This is a genomic window from Streptococcus sp. 2100, from assembly GCF_013276335.1.
Taxonomy (GTDB): Bacteria; Bacillota; Bacilli; order Lactobacillales; family Streptococcaceae; genus Streptococcus; species Streptococcus pseudopneumoniae.
In genome coordinates this window covers 1-18,057 of the sequence record NZ_VMKV01000054.1, presented here as the reverse complement: position 1 = coordinate 18,057, position 18,057 = coordinate 1, and the positions used below count along the sequence as shown (strand labels likewise).

Below are 18,057 nucleotides of genomic sequence, written 5' to 3'. Positions count from 1 at the left end.
CAGTGTTTTGAGCAACCTGAGGATAGCTTCCTAGTTTGCTCTTTGATTTTCATTGAGGATTATTTTCAAATCCCCCCAACTCAACAAGTATCTTTGAATTCCAGTCAATTTCTAGCACTGTTTGAAACGTTTCCGCGGGCTATTTCAGATTCGGTCCACTATTCCTTTCCAAAAACATTGCATATTGCGCCGAAGGAATTGCTCACACTATCCCCAAGCACAAAACCCTCAGTCGACTGACCGAGGGTTCCTTTTCATTATTCAAGAACTTGATTAGCTCAATGCATCCAAGGCATCATCCATTGAAAGAACTTCGTGGAAGACACGTTGTGTCAATTCAGTTTTTTGTTCTGGAGTGAGGTATTTAGTGTTTACACAGTATCCAGAGATACGTACGATAACGTCTTCACCTGACATAATCTTTTCGTAAACATCGTTCAAGTCCATAACGTTCAAGTTAACGTGTTGTCCACCGTTTTCGAAGTAACCATCAAGGATTGTTACCAAGTTATCAACTTGTTCGTCACGAGTCTTACCAAGAGCGCGAGGTGATACTTGTGTAGTCAATGAGATACCATCAGCTGCATAACTAAAGTCAAGGCTAGAAAGTGAATTCAAGTTTTGCAACCATCCACCTTTAGCTTTGTTAGATGGGTTAGCACCTGGTGAGAAGAATTCAAGTTTAGACAAGTTCACAGAACCATCTTCGTTGAGGTATACACCTTTGTGGACTGGTGAGTTACCAGTTTGTTTAGAGTAAGCAACGTTAGATGTGATTGTCAAAAGTGATACAGTAGCTTCTGCGTCTTTGTAAAGTTTGTGGCTACGTAGACGAGTAGTGTAAGCTTCGATCAACCATTCTGCCAATTCGTTTGAACGTGGGTCATCTTCACCCCAACGTGGGTATTCACCGATTGTTTCGTAATCGTAGATATAGCCATTTTCGTCACGGATTGGTTTAACTGTAGCGTACTTAATAGCTGACAATGTGTCAACAGTGTTGGCAAATCCACAGATACCGAATCCCATGTTGGCACGTTGTTTAGTTGGCAAGAAGGCCATTTGAACAGCTTCGTAGTTGTATTTATCAGTCATGTAGTGAATGATGTTCAAGGCATCTACGTAAGTGTCAGTCAACCAGTCAAGAGATTTTTCAAAGTTAGCTTTAACTGATTCAAATTCAAGAACTTCGTCACGGATTGGTTCGATGTCAAATACTTTGTAGTCTTTGTGAACATCGTCGTAACCACCGTTCAAACCAGTAAGAAGGGCTTTCAATACGTTTACACGCGCACCGAAGTACTGGATGTTGTGGCGTTGTTCTTCATTTTCTGGGTCAAGTGGAGACACACAGCATGAGATACAACTCATTTCACCATATCCGTCTTTAGCCATTGTTGTTACACCTTCGTATTGGATAGAAGAGTGTTTGTGGCTCATGTGCATACAGTAGCGGCGGAAGTTGTATGGCAATTTATCAGTCCAAAGAACTGTCAAGTTTGGTTCTGGAGAGTTACCGATGTTGTCAAGAGTGTTCAAGAAACGGTAGTCCATCTTAGTAACACGGTGACGACCGTCGTTACCCATACCAGCCATAGAAGTTGTGATGAAAGTTGGGTCACCTGAGTACAATTGGTCGTAAGCTTTTGTCCGAGCAAATTTAACTGTACGAAGTTTCATAACGAAATCATCAACGAATTCTTGGATTTCTGATTCAGTAAATGTACCACGAGCAAGGTCACGTTCTGCAAAGATGTCCAAAACGATTGGTACACGTCCTAGAGATGTAGCAGCACCGTTGATAACACGGCAGACAGACATGAAGGCGATGTTAACCCATTGGATCGCTTCTTTAACGTTCATCGCTGGTTTGCGAACATCAACTCCGTAAAGGTCACCCAAGCGAACAACTTGTTGCAATGCTTGGTATTGAAGGTTGATTTCTTCACGAAGACGGATTGTTTCTTCATCAATTTCTTCGATTGCATTCCAGTCGTTTACTTTTTCTTGCATCAAGTAGTCTGCACCGTAAAGAGCAAGACGTGCGTAAACACCGATGATACGTCCGCGTGAGTATGCATCTGGAAGACCAGTTACAGTGTGTGCGTGACGTGCGCGACGAATGTTTGAAGTGTAGGCACGGAAGATACCGTCGTTAACTGTTGTTACGTATTTAGTAAAGATTTCGTGAACAGCTGGATCTGGTTCGTATCCATTTTCTTTCAAAGTTGTTTCAGCCATACGGATACCACCTTTTGGCATGAAGTTCAATTTGAAGAGTTCATCGTTTTGGATACCGAAGATAACTTCATTTTCTTTATCGATAAATCCTGCTGGGATATCAGCGATAGATGTTGGACGAGTGTCCATTGGGAAACGAGTTTCTTCGTAGTGAGCCTTCGTTTCTTCTACAATTTTTTTGATGTGAAGTGAACGTTCTGTTGGTCCTGCAAGGAAGCTTTCGTCTCCATCGTAAGGTGTGTAGTTAGCTTGTACGAAGCGTGATACACTTGCTTTTTCTTTCCAATCTACGCCTTTGAAGCCTTCCCAAGCTTTGTCAAAAATATCTTGTGCTTCAACAACTGTTTTAACAACCATGTTAATGTCCTCTTTTTTCTTTCTAGTAACAACCATCTGTTACATTCATGAGACAAGTATACCATACAGTAACCGATTTCAACAAGTGGAAAATCCCTATTTTTACACTTTCTTTTCTAAAACAGTCTATATTTTATTTCAAACTGTATTATATTTTTGAAAAAATAAAGTCCTTTTTTCTTTTTTTCAGAAAAAAGGGTATAATAAAAGAAAATAAGCGGTAAAAAGGGGGCTAGGCATGTTGATTTTTCCTTTGTTAAATGATTTGTCAAGAAAAATCATCCATATTGACATGGATGCCTTTTTTGCTGCGGTGGAAATCAGAGATAATCCTAAACTCAGAGGAAAACCTGTCATTATCGGCAGTGACCCTCGGCAAACAGGTGGGCGGGGAGTCGTTTCTACCTGTAGCTATGAGGCACGAGCTTTTGGTATCCATTCAGCCATGAGCTCTAAGGAAGCCTATGAGCGTTGTCCCCAGGCCATCTTTATCTCAGGAAATTATGAGAAATACAAATCTGTGGGACTCCAGATTCGAGCTATCTTTAAGCGCTATACAGATTTGATTGAACCTATGAGTATTGACGAAGCCTATTTGGATGTAACAGAAAATAAACTCGGTATCAAGTCAGCTGTCAAAATTGCTCGCCTCATTCAAAAAGATATCTGGCAAGAACTCCATCTAACTGCTTCCGCAGGTGTTTCCTACAACAAATTCTTAGCCAAGATGGCTAGCGATTATCAAAAACCACATGGTTTGACAGTGATTCTACCTGACCAGGCTGAGGATTTTCTCAAACAAATGGATATTTCCAAATTTCATGGAGTAGGAAAGAAGACAGTCGAACGTCTTCATCAAATGGAGATTTTTACTGGCGCTGATCTACTTGAAGTTCCTGAAGTGACCCTAATAGACCGCTTTGGCAGACTGGGCTATGACCTTTATCGAAAGGCTCGTGGTATTCACAATTCCCCAGTTAAATCAAATCGCATCCGTAAATCAATCGGTAAGGAGAAAACCTATGGGAAGATTCTCCGTGCCGAGGAAGACATCAAAAAAGAGCTGACTCTCCTATCAAAAAGAGTCGCTCTCAATCTCAATCAGCAAGAAAAAGCTGGAAAAATTGTCATTTTGAAAATCCGCTACGAGGACTTTTCAACTCTCACTAAACGAAAAAGTCTGGCTCAAAAAACACAGGACGCTAGTCAGATAAGCCAAATAGCCCTGCAACTCTATGAAGAGTTAAGCGAGAAAGAAAGAGGGGTCCGCCTGTTGGGGATTACCCTGACTGGATTTTAAAACCTTGAAGAGTTGCCCCTTCAAGGTTTTTCTTATACAAATAAACGGACAAAGCTATAAAGTAGCAAGACACTACCAAGCACGATACGGTATTTACCGAAAAGGGTAAAGTCGTGTTTTTTCACATAACTTGTCAAGAAACGAATAGCCACCATGCTGACCGCAAAAGCTACTCCCATCGCAACCAAGAGCAAGAACAATTGTCCAAAGCTCAAGAGCTGTCCTGCTTTCAAAAATTTGAAAATCTTTAAGGCACTAGCTCCAAACATAACAGGAATCCCTAGATAGAAGGTAAATTCTGTCACAACTGAACGACTGGTTCCATTTAACAAACCACCGACGATTGTAGCTCCAGAACGGCTTGTCCCTGGTAAAAGGGCAAGAACTTGGAAGAGACCGATATAAAAGGCTGTCGTATAAGGAAGCTTGTCCAACTCTGTTACACTTGGCTCGATAGCACGCGCTTTATTGCGCTTTTCCAAATAGATAAAGGCAATCCCGTAGATAATCAACATGAGGGCAACTGAAACCATGTTATGGAAGTGGGTGTCAAACCAATCATCAAATTTAAAGACGCCAAGCAAAGGCAAGGTCGCAATCAAGACCTTCAACCATAGTCTCCAAGTCTTACGAACTTCCTGTTTGTCCTTAGTCGGTTTGAAAGGATTGAGCTTGTTAAAGTAAATCACCATAACCGCTAAAATAGCACCAAGTTGAATCACAACATTAAACATGGACATAAAGGCTTCACTTTGATTTTGGTATTGGATAAATTCCTCTGCTAAAATCAAGTGACCTGTACTGGAAATCGGCAACCATTCCGTAATTCCTTCAACAATCCCGAAGAAGATAGATTTTAAAATTTCAATAAGATACATAGACTACTCCTTTTTCTATCTTCCATTATAGCATATTTTTTCAGCCAGTGATAGCTCTCTTTAAAAGGCGCCGATACTGCCACCGCCTCCACCGCCAGAGAAGCCACCGCCAGAACTTCCACTTCCAGAAGATACAGAGTAGGTACTTGCTGTATTTGCGACACTGGCATATTGGCTCATTTGCGCGCTTGAATGATAAAACATACTATGCCAACCATAAGCTACATATAGATTGATATCTGGATTTTCAACTTGAATCTGATGAACCTTCATCAAATGACTAACCTTGTCCGCATAGCCAAATAAGGTCGCATAGACCAAGAGGCGATTCCAGACTACAATACTTTCCAACTCTGCCTGATCCAATCGTGCAATCTCACGCAACATATTTTCAAAACTGGTCCAGAGATAGTAGACCTCTGCTCCTGCCTCATTTAGGACACCATCACGGTTATCTAGTCGAAGTTTCCAATAATAGAAAACAGCCAAAACCAAACCTAGAAAACCAAGTATTGGCAAGAGGAAGTAAAGATAGCCATAAACATCCAAACTGTACAAGAACAAACCAAATCCGATAAATAGGGGCAGGATAGTCAAGACCCCCATACCCACTTGCAAAGCCTTTTCCCCACCAGTTAAAGGACGATAGTAATCTGGAAGCCCCCAGAAGGTAACTCGATTTCTCACTCCTTCTTGCATCTGGTTCAATACTTCTTCAAAAGAAGATTTGAGTTGACGCCCCTTTGCTTGAATCCGTTTTTCATCAGAGACTTTTGATCTACGATAAAGACTATCAGATACCTTGTAATCCGCAAACAAATTGGAAAGAGTTTCTTCTTTTTTGCCTGAAAAAGCCAGATTTAGACAGTCTTTCTCAAAGCTTGACAAACCATCTTCTTTTACTATCCTCAAGCCAACTGCATCTCCTTCTGAAATGATAGAGACATTTCCACGGTCTATCACATCTAGCAAGGTAGCTTGAATAAGTTGGTCAAAGGTGAATTTGCCAGCCCCCTTGACCAAGGGACTCACTTCCTCCAAGGAGGTCGAGTAGACAGCCTCTGATAAAACCATAGGCTCTAATTCCATTGGTGGTTCATAGAGACGATGATTTTTGGCATATTTGACCGAAGGAGTGGTCTTTCTTCTATAGATAAAATAGAAGCAGACACTCAATAACAAGGAGATAGAAAGTATCGAAGGGAAGACCCAAGTAAGGAGTTGTTTACTTTGCTCTTTTTCTTTAACAATCGAGTCTTCTACCTTATTAAATTCTTCTAAATGATTTCCTTTCAAACCCTGATCCCTAGCATTAGCAAAATCGGTCCGAGGCCAGTAGGCATGCAATTCAACTCCACGCTTAGGTGGAAGATCGTCTAAACGAATAGTATAATCAAGGTTACTCTTTTCAACCATTCCCTCTCTAAAAAGTTTCCCTGTATGGAAAAAGAGTTTTTCAGACCCCTTATCTCCCCTTACATGAAATTCAAACTTTCCAATAGCCCCTGAACTATCTGTTAAAGGTTGCCAATTTAATTCAGCGATATCATCATAAAGGAAAAGCAAGTTCTTTAAATTCCAGACAAGGTCAACTTCAACTGTGTCACCTTCCTGACCTGGATTGTAAACTTTGACAGTATAACCATCTGCTCCTTCTATCACTTCACTAGTCACATCTGTCAGTTCTGCACCGTTTTTCGTAGCCTGAACCTTTGGGTGAGGATCAATGTCAAATCCACTAGGCATCTTGCCAGCACGTCCAAGTCCCACGATTTGGCCCTTAAAGTCCTCCTCAAACTGATAAACTATCTTCTGTCTAAACTCTGCCGTATTATCTGCATGAATATACAAATCCCCTTGATAAGAGTTTATCTTAAAATCAATGGCGAAAACAGAAAGTGGCAGAAGGCAAAACAAGCCTAAGACCAGTAAGAAAAAAGTTTTTTTCATCAACTAAGCCCCCTTTTTATCTTTCTTATCATTATAGCATTTTTTCGTAAGTAAAGGCTTACTTATGTTGAAAAATTACGCATTTTTCGATAAAATAGGAGACAGTTATTTTTTAATAGATTAGAATAGGAGAAATCATGAGAAAAATATACTTATCTATTTTCACAAGTCTCTTGCTGATGCTAGGACTTGTCAATGTTGCTCAAGCCGATGAATATTTACGCATCGGGATGGAAGCAGCATATGCCCCCTTTAACTGGACCCAGGATGATGATAGCAATGGAGCTGTCAAAATCGATGGAACCAACCAGTATGCCAACGGATACGATGTTCAAATCGCCAAGAAAATCGCTAAGGACTTAGGTAAAGAACCTTTGGTTGTTAAAACCAAGTGGGAAGGTCTAGTCCCTGCCCTTACTTCTGGTAAGATTGACATGATTATCGCAGGTATGAGTCCTACTGCCGAGCGTAAACAAGAAATTGCCTTTTCAAGCAGTTACTACACTAGCGAACCAGTTTTGCTTATCAAAAAAGATTCTGCCTACGCAAATGCTAAATCTTTGAATGACTTTAATGGTGCGAAAATCACTTCTCAACAAGGTGTTTACCTTTATGACTTGATTTCACAAATCCCAGGTGCTAAAAAAGAAACAGCCATGGGAGACTTCGCTCAAATGCGCCAAGCTCTTGAGGCTGGTGTCATCGATGCCTATGTTTCTGAACGCCCAGAAGCTCTGACTGCCGAAGCTGCAAACTCTAAGTTCAAGATGGTCCAAGTAGAACCAGGTTTCAAAACTGGGGAAGAAGATACAGCTATCGCCATTGGACTTCGTAAAGATGACAATCGTATTAGCCAAATCAATGCCAGCATTGAAACCATTTCAAAAGACGACCAAGTTGCCTTGATGGATCGTATGATCAAGGAACAACCTGCCGAAGCTACAACAACTGAAGAGACTAGCAGTAGTTTCTTTAGCCAAGTTGCTAAAATTCTTTCTGAAAACTGGCAACAACTCTTGCGTGGTGCTGGTATCACTCTTTTAATCTCTATCGTCGGAACCATCACAGGTCTCATTATCGGTCTTGCCATTGGTGTTTTCCGTACTGCTCCTCTATCTGAAAATAAAGCCATTTATAGCCTACAAAAATTAGTTGGCTGGATCCTCAATGTCTACATTGAAATTTTCCGTGGTACGCCAATGATCGTTCAATCGATGGTTATCTACTATGGAACTGCCCAAGCTTTCGGTATCAACCTTGACCGTACACTAGCTGCTATCTTCATCGTTTCAATCAATACCGGTGCCTACATGACTGAAATCGTCCGTGGTGGTATCCTGGCAGTTGACAAGGGACAATTTGAAGCCGCAACTGCACTCGGTATGACTCATAACCAAACCATGCGTAAGATTGTCCTACCTCAGGTTGTCCGCAATATCCTACCAGCAACTGGTAATGAATTTGTCATCAATATCAAAGATACATCTGTATTGAACGTTATCTCTGTTGTCGAACTTTATTTCTCAGGAAATACCGTGGCAACTCAAACCTATCAATACTTCCAGACATTTACAATCATCGCCGTGATTTACTTTGTCCTCACCTTCACCGTAACACGTATCCTACGCTTCATCGAACGCCGAATGGACATGGATACCTATACTACAGGTGCTAACCAAATGCAAACGGAGGATTTGAAATAATGACACAAGCAATCCTTGAAATTAAACACCTCAAAAAATCCTATGGACAAAACGAAGTGCTAAAAGACATTTCTCTGACTGTCCACAAGGGAGAGGTCATCTCTATCATCGGAAGCTCTGGAAGCGGGAAATCGACCTTCCTACGCTCCATCAACCTACTTGAAACACCAACTGATGGACAAATCCTTTATCATGGACAAAATGTCCTCGAAAAAGGCTATGACCTCACGCAATACCGTGAAAAGTTGGGGATGGTGTTCCAATCCTTTAACCTCTTTGAAAATCTCAACGTGCTTGAAAACACAATTGTCGCTCAGACAACTGTCCTTAAACGCGAACGCACAGAAGCTGAAAAGACTGCCAAAGAAAACCTAGAAAAAGTCGGCATGGGAGAACGCTACTGGCAAGCGAAGCCAAGACAACTCTCAGGGGGTCAAAAACAACGTGTGGCCATCGCTCGTGCCCTCTCCATGAATCCGGACGCTATTCTCTTTGATGAACCAACATCAGCTCTCGATCCAGAAATGGTTGGAGAAGTCCTCAAAATCATGCAAGATCTGGCTCAGGAAGGCTTGACCATGATTGTCGTAACCCACGAAATGGAATTCGCCCGTGATGTCTCTCACCGTGTTATCTTTATGGATAAGGGTGTGATTGCTGAAGAAGGCAAACCAGAAGATCTCTTCACCAATCCTAAAGAAGACCGTACAAAAGAATTCCTTCAACGCTATCTCAAATAAAAAGAAAAGGCTGCCTCAACCGTGCAGTCTTTTTGCTGTCCTCAAAATGAAAAGGCAGATTCTCTATCTCTACTACTTGAGGGTCAAGAATCCGCCGTTATCCAAAGATTAATCTTCAAATTTTTCATGATTTTTTTCATAGAAATCAATTAGGCCTAGGGCTGTTTCAAATGAAATATTTTTTACTTTTGCACGACCCTGCGCCAGAGCAATGATAGACATTTCACGCGCATTCGTTTCCTTAGAGATACGGTAGCCTGTGATTTTCTTATCACGAACCCAGCCAACAACTGATTCTACTTTTTCAAAGTTTGACTTAGCCATGTTTTTCTCCTATTTTCTTCTTTACAATACTTAATTGTATACGTTTTTACTACTTTTGTCAATAAAAAAACATATATTCAATAAAATAAATGACCCAGAATCTTCTTACTTCCTTTTTAAAGCCGATAATATATAGTTTTCCGCTTACTATAACCCATCAGTATGCTCCTAAAAAACAATTGCATTATTAAACTTTAAATTTGTAAAAATATTCACGTATGCTGAATACCAGTTTCTTAATAGGATAGACAGGATTTACTATTTCATTCTATCTATTCCTTTTAAATCAACAAGCCCACTAAAGATAGTCTTTCACTCCTCACTATCTCTAAATCATTCCGTTTTCTTTCTCCTTCTTTGGTTCCTTTCCTGTCCTTATCTATATCTTATCCATTTCACAACCGGTACTACTTACTTTGTACAATCTTGCATCTTCTGATTACATACCCACTTTCCAGCTAGTCATTTAAAATCAGTATCACTAGCTATTGCATGTCTAGCACTATTGTCTATCTCACGAGTTTTTTCGACCAACTCACCTAGCAGTCATCTCACAAACATTGATTATTTTTTTTGATTCCTATTATATTTAGAGAAATCTCAAATTAGGGATATATACAATTGGGGATTTCAAAAAATTTCCTTATATATAGTAAGTAATTCTGCCGCCTTAATATAAACAGAATCGAAAATAATAGGTGTTATAGTGAGTTGTAGTAGAAATAGCACGATAAGCTTCCTAAAACCATAGGAATCGCCCCCTTTCTTCACTATCATTATAACACCTATACATTAGTTGTGCAAATAATATGATATTTTTTTATTAGTCCTCAGACAAGCATATTATAGAGCGTTTCATTCCCATTTAAGTTAATATAAGCTGGATCAAAACCTTCCATTCGACGAATTAAGCCTGCATAATCATGCTTATCTGCCAAAGCGATCCCAATCAATACTGGACCTGTTCCCTTACTAGCTCGCTTGATATACTCAAAACGGGTGATATCATCATTTGGCCCCAAGATATCATTTACAAACTCACGCAAAGCTCCTGGACGCTGTGGGAAATTGACCACAAAGTAATGTTTGATCCCATCATAAATCAAGGCACGCTCTTCCATTTCTGGCATACGGTTGATATCATTATTCCCTCCAGAAATGATACAACAAATGGTTTTCCCCTTGATATATTCAGCTAAAACCTCTAAAGAGGCGATACTAGCTGCTCCAGCAGGTTCTGCAACAATCCCTTGCTTAGAGTAGAGGTCAATCAAAGTTTCAGAAATCAATCCCTCATCGACACCTACCAAAGTTTGAACATGTTGACGCGTTGCTTCATAGGTCAACTGTCCTACCTTTTGCACAGCAATCCCATCCGCAAATTTGTCAATTTCTTTGAGTTTAACAGGTCCACCAGCTTCAAAAGCAGCTTTCATGGAACGCGCTCCATTAGCCTCTACCCCAATGACTTCAATTTCTGGACTTGTTTCCTTGATATAGGTAGAAACCCCGGCAATGAGACCGCCACCACCAACAGGGACCAAGACAGCATCAAAGTCAATCGATTCTTTTCGAGCTTCTTCTAAAATCTCATAAGCAACTGTTCCTTGACCCGCTTGGACATGAGTATCATCAAAGGGAGCAATAAAGGTACGATTTTCAGAGACTGTAAATTCTTGAGCTGCTTTGGCTGAGGCATCAAAGGTATCTCCAACTAGTTTAATGGTTACAAAATCCCCACCAAAAAAGCGAACCTGACCAATCTTTTGTTGCGGAGTGGTAATGGGCATAAAAATAGTAGCAGGAATTTTCATCTCATTACAAGTATAGGCAACTCCCTGCGCATGATTTCCCGCAGAAGCACAGACTACCCCACGCTCACGTTCTTCCTTGCTGAGCTGAGAAATAGCATAATAGGCACCACGAATTTTAAAGGAACGAACACGCTGGGCATTTTCTTTTTTCAAATAAATCTTAGCACCATACTTCTCCGATAAATAATGGTCGTAATCCAGTGGGGTATTCACAACCACACCATTCAAGACCTTATGAGCCTTGATAATATCTTTTGAACTTAACATATAAAACCTCTTTTTCTATAAAAAACAGTCACTAATGACTGTTTTTTTAGTTATTCATCTCCAAAAACTTCAGCAACACTTTCATGATATTTATGAGCCATACGAATTGAAAACTCTTTAGGAAGTTCATAACGATTTGTGGAAATCCAATCATATAACCATTCTGCCAAACTTTCTTCACTATCATTACGATGGAAGATAAAATAGTTTAAAACTTCTTTATATTCTACATCATTCAAATCCAGCGTGTCTACAAATTGACTACGAGGAACAAAATTAGAATCTAATTTTCTTAGTTGATCTGTCAATTCTCCCAATTGTAAATCCAACTGAAAAAATAATTTTTGCAGTTGCCTATCAGTCTCATCACATCCTGTCTTGATAGAAAACAAATTGGTAATATTCATATGATTTCAACCCCTAAATAAGTATATCTAATATCCCACGAATAGCTGAAGCTACTATTTTAAGCAAAATTCTTTGCTTTCTAATTAGTTATAGATTTTGAATGCATCATCGTCGTTTTTACCAACGAAAGGCATTGCTTTACGCAATTCTGCACCAACTTTTTCAATTTCAAGGTTAGCTGCTTGTTCACGGTAAGCAGTCAATTTTGGACGTCCAGCTTTATAGTCATTTACAAAGTCATTTGCAAATTTACCATTTTGGATGTCTGCCAAGACAGCTTTCATATTTTCTTTAACTTGCTCAGTAATCACACGTGGACCTGATACATAGTCACCGTATTCAGCAGTGTTTGAAATAGATTGACGCATTTTCTTGAATCCACCTTCATAGATCAAGTCAACGATCAATTTCATTTCGTGAAGAACTTCAAAGTAAGCCAATTCTGGAGCGTAACCTGCTTCTGTCAAGACTTCGAAACCTGCTTCGATAAGGGCAGTCAAACCACCACAAAGTACAGCTTGTTCACCAAACAAATCTTCTTCAGTTTCTTCTTTGTATGTTGTTTCAAGAAGACCTACACGAGCTGCTCCAACACCTTTACACCAGTCCATAGCAATGTTTTTCGCATTTCCTGTTGCATCTTGGTATACTGCGTAAAGAGCTGGTACACCAAATCCTTCTTCGTAAGTACGGCGTACCAAGTGCCCTGGTCCTTTAGGAGCACACATAAAGACATCTACATCCGCAGGAACTTTGATAAATTCGAAGTGAATGTTGAAACCATGAGCAAATCCAACTGCATTCCCAGCTTCCAAGTTTGGAGCGATTTCCGCTTCGTACAATTCTTGTTGGATTTCGTCTGGTGCCAAAATCATGATAACATCAGCCAATTTAGTTGCTTCTGCTACTGTGTAAGTGTCAAATCCATCTTCTTTTGCTTTGTCAAAAGATTTACCTGGACGTACACCGATGATGACATCGCGACCTGAGTCACGCAAGTTTTGAGCATGCGCATGTCCTTGTGAACCATAACCGATAACGGCGATTTTTTTACCGTCAAGTGCTGCTACTTTAACATCTTTTTCGTATTCCATTTGAACTGCCATAGTTTTTCTCTCTTTTCTATCATTTATTGCCTTTTAGGCTGGTTTAACAAATTTAAGTTGGATTTTTAGTCACGGGTAAATCCAGTTGCACCCGTTCGAGCAATATTGCGAATACCGTATGGTCGAATGACTCGTAATAGAGCTTCACTCTTTTCAGCATTTCCTGTCATCTGAATGGTAATCGAGCTTGGCGCTACGTCTACCACTGTTGCACGGAAAGGTTGAATAATCGCTAGAATCTCAGCTCGCTTCTCAGCTGGCGCTGACATCTTAACCAAAATCACCTCGCGCTCCAAATGAGGCTTGTCTGTAATATCACGAATGCGAATCACATCAATCTGACGATTGAGTTGCTTGATAATTTGCTCCACTTCATCATGAGAAGCAACATCAATAATAATGGTGATACGCGATACATTCGGATCTTCTGTTACTCCAACAGAGATGCTTTCAATATTAACCTGACGACGAGATAAGACACCTGTAAAGCGATTGAGGACTCCTGAACGATTTTGTAGTTTTGCTGTTAACATTCTACGCATGGAACTTCACCCCCAACATCTCATGATTACTCTTACCAGCCGGTACCATTGGTAACACCTGTTCCTTACGAGAAATATCTACCTCAATTAGCATAGGAACATGCTCAGTGATGACTTCAAGGTCTTGAGCCAAGGTCTCAGGATTGTCAAACTTATAGTTTTTAATACCATAAGCCTGCGCCATCAATTGGAAATCAGGAAGGGTATCAAAGACCGACTCTGATGTTCTTCCTTCATAGAAGGATTCCTGCCACTGGCGAACCATTCCAAGTGAATGATTGTTCAGCATAACCACCTTGATTGGCACTTTGTAAATATTCAAAATAGCCAACTCCTGGTTGGTCATTTGGAAACCACCATCCCCAACAAACAAGACTACTTCCTTATCTGGGTTAGCAATTTTAGCCCCGATTGCTGCTGGAATTCCGAATCCCATGGTTCCTAAACCACCTGAAGTCACTAACTGACGTTCATTTTGGTAGGGATAATACTGGGCTGTCCACATTTGGTGTTGACCAACATCTGTTACCACAATGGCATCTCCATTCGTCAATTCACCAATGCGTTCAATAACTGCTTGCGGTTGAACCACACGCTCTTTCTTATCATAAGAACGAACACGGTTCTTGTCTTTAGTAACTTTCTCAATCCATTTCTCAGTATTGTTATGAACTGTCGGTTCTGCTAGCAACATTTGCAAGGCTTTCTTAGCATCTCCAACTACAGGAATATCTGCACTGATAATCTTGCCAATCTCGGCTGGGTCAATATCAATATGGGCAACCTTAGAATTCTTAGCAAAAGTCTTTGGATTTCCTGTCAAACGGTCATCAAAACGAGAGCCAATACTAATCATAAAGTCCGTCTCTGTCATGGCAATATTCGCTGCGAAAGAACCGTGCATCCCCCCCATTCCAAGGAAGAGTGGGTGAGTCGTTGCAATTGTTCCTTGACCTAAGAGAGTTGTTACGACTGGAATTTGATAGCGTTCTGCAAATTCATTTAATTCTGCCGCAGCCTCAGCATAACTAATTCCACCACCAGCTAACAAGACTGGCTTTTTAGCCTTGGACAATTGCTTCAAGATTTTCTTGATTTGCATATCATTTGGCTCAAGAGTCGGCTGATAGCTTGGTAGGTTCACTTCTGGTGAATAGATGAAGTCTGTTTCTAAAGCAGATACGTCTTTAGGTAGGTCAATGACGACTGGCCCTGGTCGACCTGTAGTTGCGATATGGACAGCTTCCGTAATGATGCGCGGAATATCAGCTGTCTCACGAACTTGGTAATTGTACTTAGTGATTGGCATGGTAATTCCCACGATGTCTGCCTCCTGAAAGGCATCCTTCCCAATCCCTGCTCGCCCTACCTGACCTGTAAAGACCAAAAGGGGAACACTATCGCTCATGGCATCCGCAATCCCTGTAATGGCATTTGTTGCTCCCGGTCCGCTAGTAACGACGGCAACACCCAACTTTCCAGTTGATTTAGCATAACCTTCAGCTTCATGCAGACAACCTTGCTCATGGCGTCCTAGAATGTGGTGAATACCTTTAAAATTATATATCGCATCATAAAAAGGCAAGACTGCACCACCAGGATAACCAAAGATGGTATCAATTCCTAAATCACGAAGTGTTTCCAAAACTAGGTCCGAACCCGTCTTAGGAGATTCTAAACTGATTTTCTCCATTGTTCCCCTTTCTTTCCTCTTAAAAATAACTTGTTACTATCATACCATTTTTTAAAAAATTTTCAAGAGAAAAGAAGAAATTTTCTGAATTTTCTATTTTAACGTTTATTTATGAATGTTATTTTTGTTTTTATTAAAAAGATACCGTTTTCATTTACTGAAAAAGAAAAAAGAACTGATTTCTCAGTCCTTCATTAATCGGCTCTTATTCCACACTAAATAGATAGGGGTAAACAGGTTGTTGACCTTGGTGGATTTCAACTTCAAGATCCTCAAATTCTTCTGCGATTTCTTGAGCGATTTCATTGGCAAGTTCTTCGCTTCCGTCTTCACCGACATAGAAGGTTACGATTTCACTGTCTTCATCCAACATATGTTTCAAAGTTTCTGCCAAGGTTTGGTGCATGTCAGGGTTTGACACGAGGATTTTCCCATCCACCATACCAAGATTATCGTTTTCATGGATTTCTAAGCCATCAATGGTTGTATCACGCACAGCTGTTGTGACGCTTCCACTAACGACATCGCTAAGAGCTGCAGTCATACGCTCTTGGTTTTCTTCAATGGACTTGCTTGGATCAAAGGCAAGAAGACTTGTTAAACCTTGAGGAAGAGTACGAGCCTCTACCACTACTGCTGGTTGTTCCAAAACTTCTGCTGCAGATTGAGCTGCCATGAAGATGTTCTTGTTGTTTGGCAGGAAGATAATGTTACGAGCGTTGACCTGTTCAACAGCCTTGATAAAGTCTTCTGTTGAAGGGTTCATGGTTTGACCGCCTTCGATAACATAATCCACTCCTTGAGAACGGAAGATATCTGCTAGACCTTTACCAGAAACGACAGCAATCAAAGCATACTCTTTTTCTTCAGCTGGTTTGCTAACTTGGGCAGCTTCTTTTTCAACCTGTGCTTCGTGTTGGTTACGCATATTGTCAACTTTTACCTTGACCAAGCTACCATATTTGAGACCTTCTTGCATGACAAGTCCTGGATCTTCTGTATGGACATGGACTTTGACAATTTCATCATCATTGACAACAAGGAGAGAATCCCCAAGTTCATTCAAGTAGTTACGGAACTCGTCGTAATCAAAATCTTTGGTATAGGTTGGACCTTGCTTAAGAGCTACCATGATTTCAGTACAGTAACCAAAGGTAATGTCCTCAGTCGCTACGTGACCAGCTACAGACTTGTGGTGCTCCGCATTGATCATCTCACTCATGTTGGCAGGAGTGGCTACAAAGTCCTCAGATGCAATATATTCGCCAGTAAGAGCTGAAAGGAAACCTTCGTAGATGAAGACCAATCCTTGACCACCTGAGTCCACAACGCCAACTTCCTTCAAGACTGGAAGCATGTCTGGTGTTTTAGCTAGAGCTGTTTTAGCACCTTCTAAAGCTGCGCGCATGACTTCAACAGCGTCATCTGTTTGCTCAGCTTTTTTCTTAGCACCGATAGCAGCCCCACGAGAAACTGTCAAAATCGTTCCCTCAACTGGTTTCATCACTGCCTTATAGGCAACTTCTACACCTGATTGGAAAGCAAGAGCCAAGTCTTGACCTGTTAACTCGTCTTTATCCTTGATGGCTTGTGAAAATCCACGGAAAAGCTGAGAGGTAATAACACCTGAGTTCCCACGCGCACCCATCAAAAGCCCTTTAGCAAGAATGCTCGCTACCTCGCCAACTGTAGAAGCTGGCTTGTCTGCAACTTCTTTAGCACCATTTTCAATGGTCATTCCCATGTTTGTTCCAGTATCTCCATCTGGAACGGGGAAGACATTTAATGAATTGACATATTCAGCTTGCTTATTCAAGCGAGTTGATGCAGCCTGCACCATTTCTTGAAATAAGCTAGTAGTAATTTTTGACACGGTTATTCTCCTACAACTTTGATATTTTGAATGTAGACATTTACAGTCTGAGCAGTAATTCCAAGCTGGTTTTCCAAGCTAAAGGCAACACGCTCTTGAATGTTTTTTGACACTTCACTAATCTTTGTTCCGTAGCTCAACACGGTATACACATCAACTGCAATGCTGCCATCTTCGGCTGCCTTTACGACGACACCTTTAGAATAATTTTCCTTACCTAGAAGGGCTTGAAAATTATCTTTGAGGGCATTTTTACTAGCCATACCGACCACACCAAAAATTTCAGTTGCTGCTCCACCTACGACGGTTGCAATCACTTCATCTGTTAGTTCGATTTGACCATCTTTTGTATTAATTTTTACAGTCATCCTTTTTACCTCAACTAGTTGATACTCTATTTTATCATATTTCAGCCCAAGTGTAAAAGCAGAATACTGTATCAGCGGATATTTACTCTGCTTTTAAAATGATTTTTTCGCTATGACAAAAGAAAAAGACCCTGAGGTCTCCTTGCTTTTATTATTAAACGCGTTCAACTTTACCTGATTTCAAAGCACGAGCTGAAGCCCAAACTTTTTTAGGTTTACCATCGATAAGAACAGTAACTTTTTGAAGGTTTGGTTTTACGGCACGTTTTGTTTGGTTCATCGCGTGTGAACGGTTGTTTCCTGATACAGTCTTACGACCTGTAAAGTAACATACTTTAGCCATTTGTGTTTTCCTCCTATTAGATCTAATATAGCGGATGTGCTAGCACCACATACCGTACTATGTTATCACACTTTCTTCATTTTTGCAAGGGAATTGGAAGATTTTTTTATTTATTGTGATTCGAATGTGATATTGAAAGTTCTATAATGA

Annotated in this window: 15 protein-coding genes; 3 read left to right on the top strand and 12 right to left on the bottom strand. The window is 40.5% G+C overall.

The window, feature by feature from the left end:
* Positions 1 to 273: 273 nt before the first annotated feature.
* Positions 274 to 2,598, bottom strand: a complete 2,325-nt coding sequence (pflB, locus tag HT669_RS08025; protein ID WP_000260631.1) for a formate C-acetyltransferase — start codon at positions 2,596 to 2,598, stop codon at positions 274 to 276.
* Between the two features lie 238 nt (positions 2,599 to 2,836).
* On the opposite strand from pflB, the gene dinB reads away from it, so the two are divergent.
* Complete coding sequence (dinB, locus tag HT669_RS08020; protein ID WP_050223449.1) at positions 2,837 to 3,898, top strand: DNA polymerase IV; 1,062 nt, start codon at positions 2,837 to 2,839, stop codon at positions 3,896 to 3,898.
* Between the two features lie 32 nt (positions 3,899 to 3,930).
* On the opposite strand, the gene HT669_RS08015 is transcribed toward dinB, so the two are convergent.
* Complete coding sequence (locus tag HT669_RS08015) at positions 3,931 to 4,776, bottom strand: undecaprenyl-diphosphate phosphatase (protein ID WP_050223451.1); 846 nt, start codon at positions 4,774 to 4,776, stop codon at positions 3,931 to 3,933.
* A 60-nt stretch (positions 4,777 to 4,836) separates the two neighbouring features.
* Positions 4,837 to 6,726, bottom strand: a complete 1,890-nt coding sequence (locus HT669_RS08010) for a DUF2207 domain-containing protein (RefSeq protein WP_050223452.1) — start codon at positions 6,724 to 6,726, stop codon at positions 4,837 to 4,839.
* A 137-nt stretch (positions 6,727 to 6,863) separates the two neighbouring features.
* Here HT669_RS08010 and HT669_RS08005 point away from each other — a divergent pair, with 137 nt between their 5' ends.
* Together HT669_RS08005 and HT669_RS08000 are read left to right on the top strand one after the other, a co-directional pair.
* Entirely contained in the window at positions 6,864 to 8,429 is a 1,566-nt protein-coding gene (locus HT669_RS08005) for an ABC transporter substrate-binding protein/permease (protein ID WP_050223454.1), read from the top strand.
* Entirely contained in the window at positions 8,429 to 9,169 is a 741-nt protein-coding gene (locus HT669_RS08000; protein ID WP_000189488.1) for an amino acid ABC transporter ATP-binding protein, read from the top strand. The genes HT669_RS08005 and HT669_RS08000 overlap by 1 nt, the downstream gene beginning before the upstream one ends.
* 108 nt (positions 9,170 to 9,277) lie before the next feature.
* Here the strand turns inward: HT669_RS08000 and HT669_RS07995 are convergent, their stop codons facing one another.
* The 9 genes from HT669_RS07995 to rpmB form a co-directional block, all read right to left on the bottom strand.
* Positions 9,278 to 9,493, bottom strand: a complete 216-nt coding sequence (locus HT669_RS07995; protein WP_001130036.1) for a hypothetical protein — start codon at positions 9,491 to 9,493, stop codon at positions 9,278 to 9,280.
* Positions 9,494 to 10,323: 830 nt separating this feature from the next.
* Positions 10,324 to 11,574, bottom strand: coding sequence for a threonine ammonia-lyase IlvA (ilvA, locus tag HT669_RS07990; protein ID WP_000952969.1), 1,251 nt, complete (start codon positions 11,572 to 11,574; stop codon positions 10,324 to 10,326).
* Between the two features lie 50 nt (positions 11,575 to 11,624).
* Positions 11,625 to 11,981 carry a hypothetical protein gene (locus HT669_RS07985; protein WP_023939147.1) on the bottom strand — a complete coding sequence of 119 codons (357 nt, stop codon included), beginning with the start codon at positions 11,979 to 11,981 and terminating at the stop codon, positions 11,625 to 11,627.
* 84 nt (positions 11,982 to 12,065) lie between these two features.
* Positions 12,066 to 13,088, bottom strand: coding sequence for a ketol-acid reductoisomerase (gene ilvC, locus HT669_RS07980; protein WP_000290683.1), 1,023 nt, complete (start codon positions 13,086 to 13,088; stop codon positions 12,066 to 12,068).
* A 65-nt stretch (positions 13,089 to 13,153) separates the two neighbouring features.
* The gene (ilvN, locus tag HT669_RS07975) at positions 13,154 to 13,630 is read right to left on the bottom strand and encodes an acetolactate synthase small subunit (RefSeq protein WP_172922133.1); all 477 of its coding nucleotides are present in this window, start codon (positions 13,628 to 13,630) and stop codon (positions 13,154 to 13,156) included.
* On the bottom strand, positions 13,623 to 15,323 hold the full coding sequence (locus HT669_RS07970) for an acetolactate synthase large subunit (protein ID WP_000411733.1): 1,701 nt from the start codon (positions 15,321 to 15,323) through the stop codon (positions 13,623 to 13,625). Before HT669_RS07970 ends, ilvN begins: the two co-directional genes overlap by 8 nt.
* A 205-nt stretch (positions 15,324 to 15,528) precedes the next feature.
* Positions 15,529 to 17,196, bottom strand: coding sequence for a DAK2 domain-containing protein (locus tag HT669_RS07965; protein WP_050223458.1), 1,668 nt, complete (start codon positions 17,194 to 17,196; stop codon positions 15,529 to 15,531).
* Positions 17,197 to 17,198: 2 nt separating this feature from the next.
* Entirely contained in the window at positions 17,199 to 17,564 is a 366-nt protein-coding gene (locus HT669_RS07960) for an Asp23/Gls24 family envelope stress response protein (RefSeq protein ID WP_000216436.1), read from the bottom strand.
* 154 nt (positions 17,565 to 17,718) lie between these two features.
* Positions 17,719 to 17,907, bottom strand: a complete 189-nt coding sequence (gene rpmB, locus HT669_RS07955; RefSeq protein WP_001140948.1) for a 50S ribosomal protein L28 — start codon at positions 17,905 to 17,907, stop codon at positions 17,719 to 17,721.
* Positions 17,908 to 18,057: the final 150 nt, after the last annotated feature.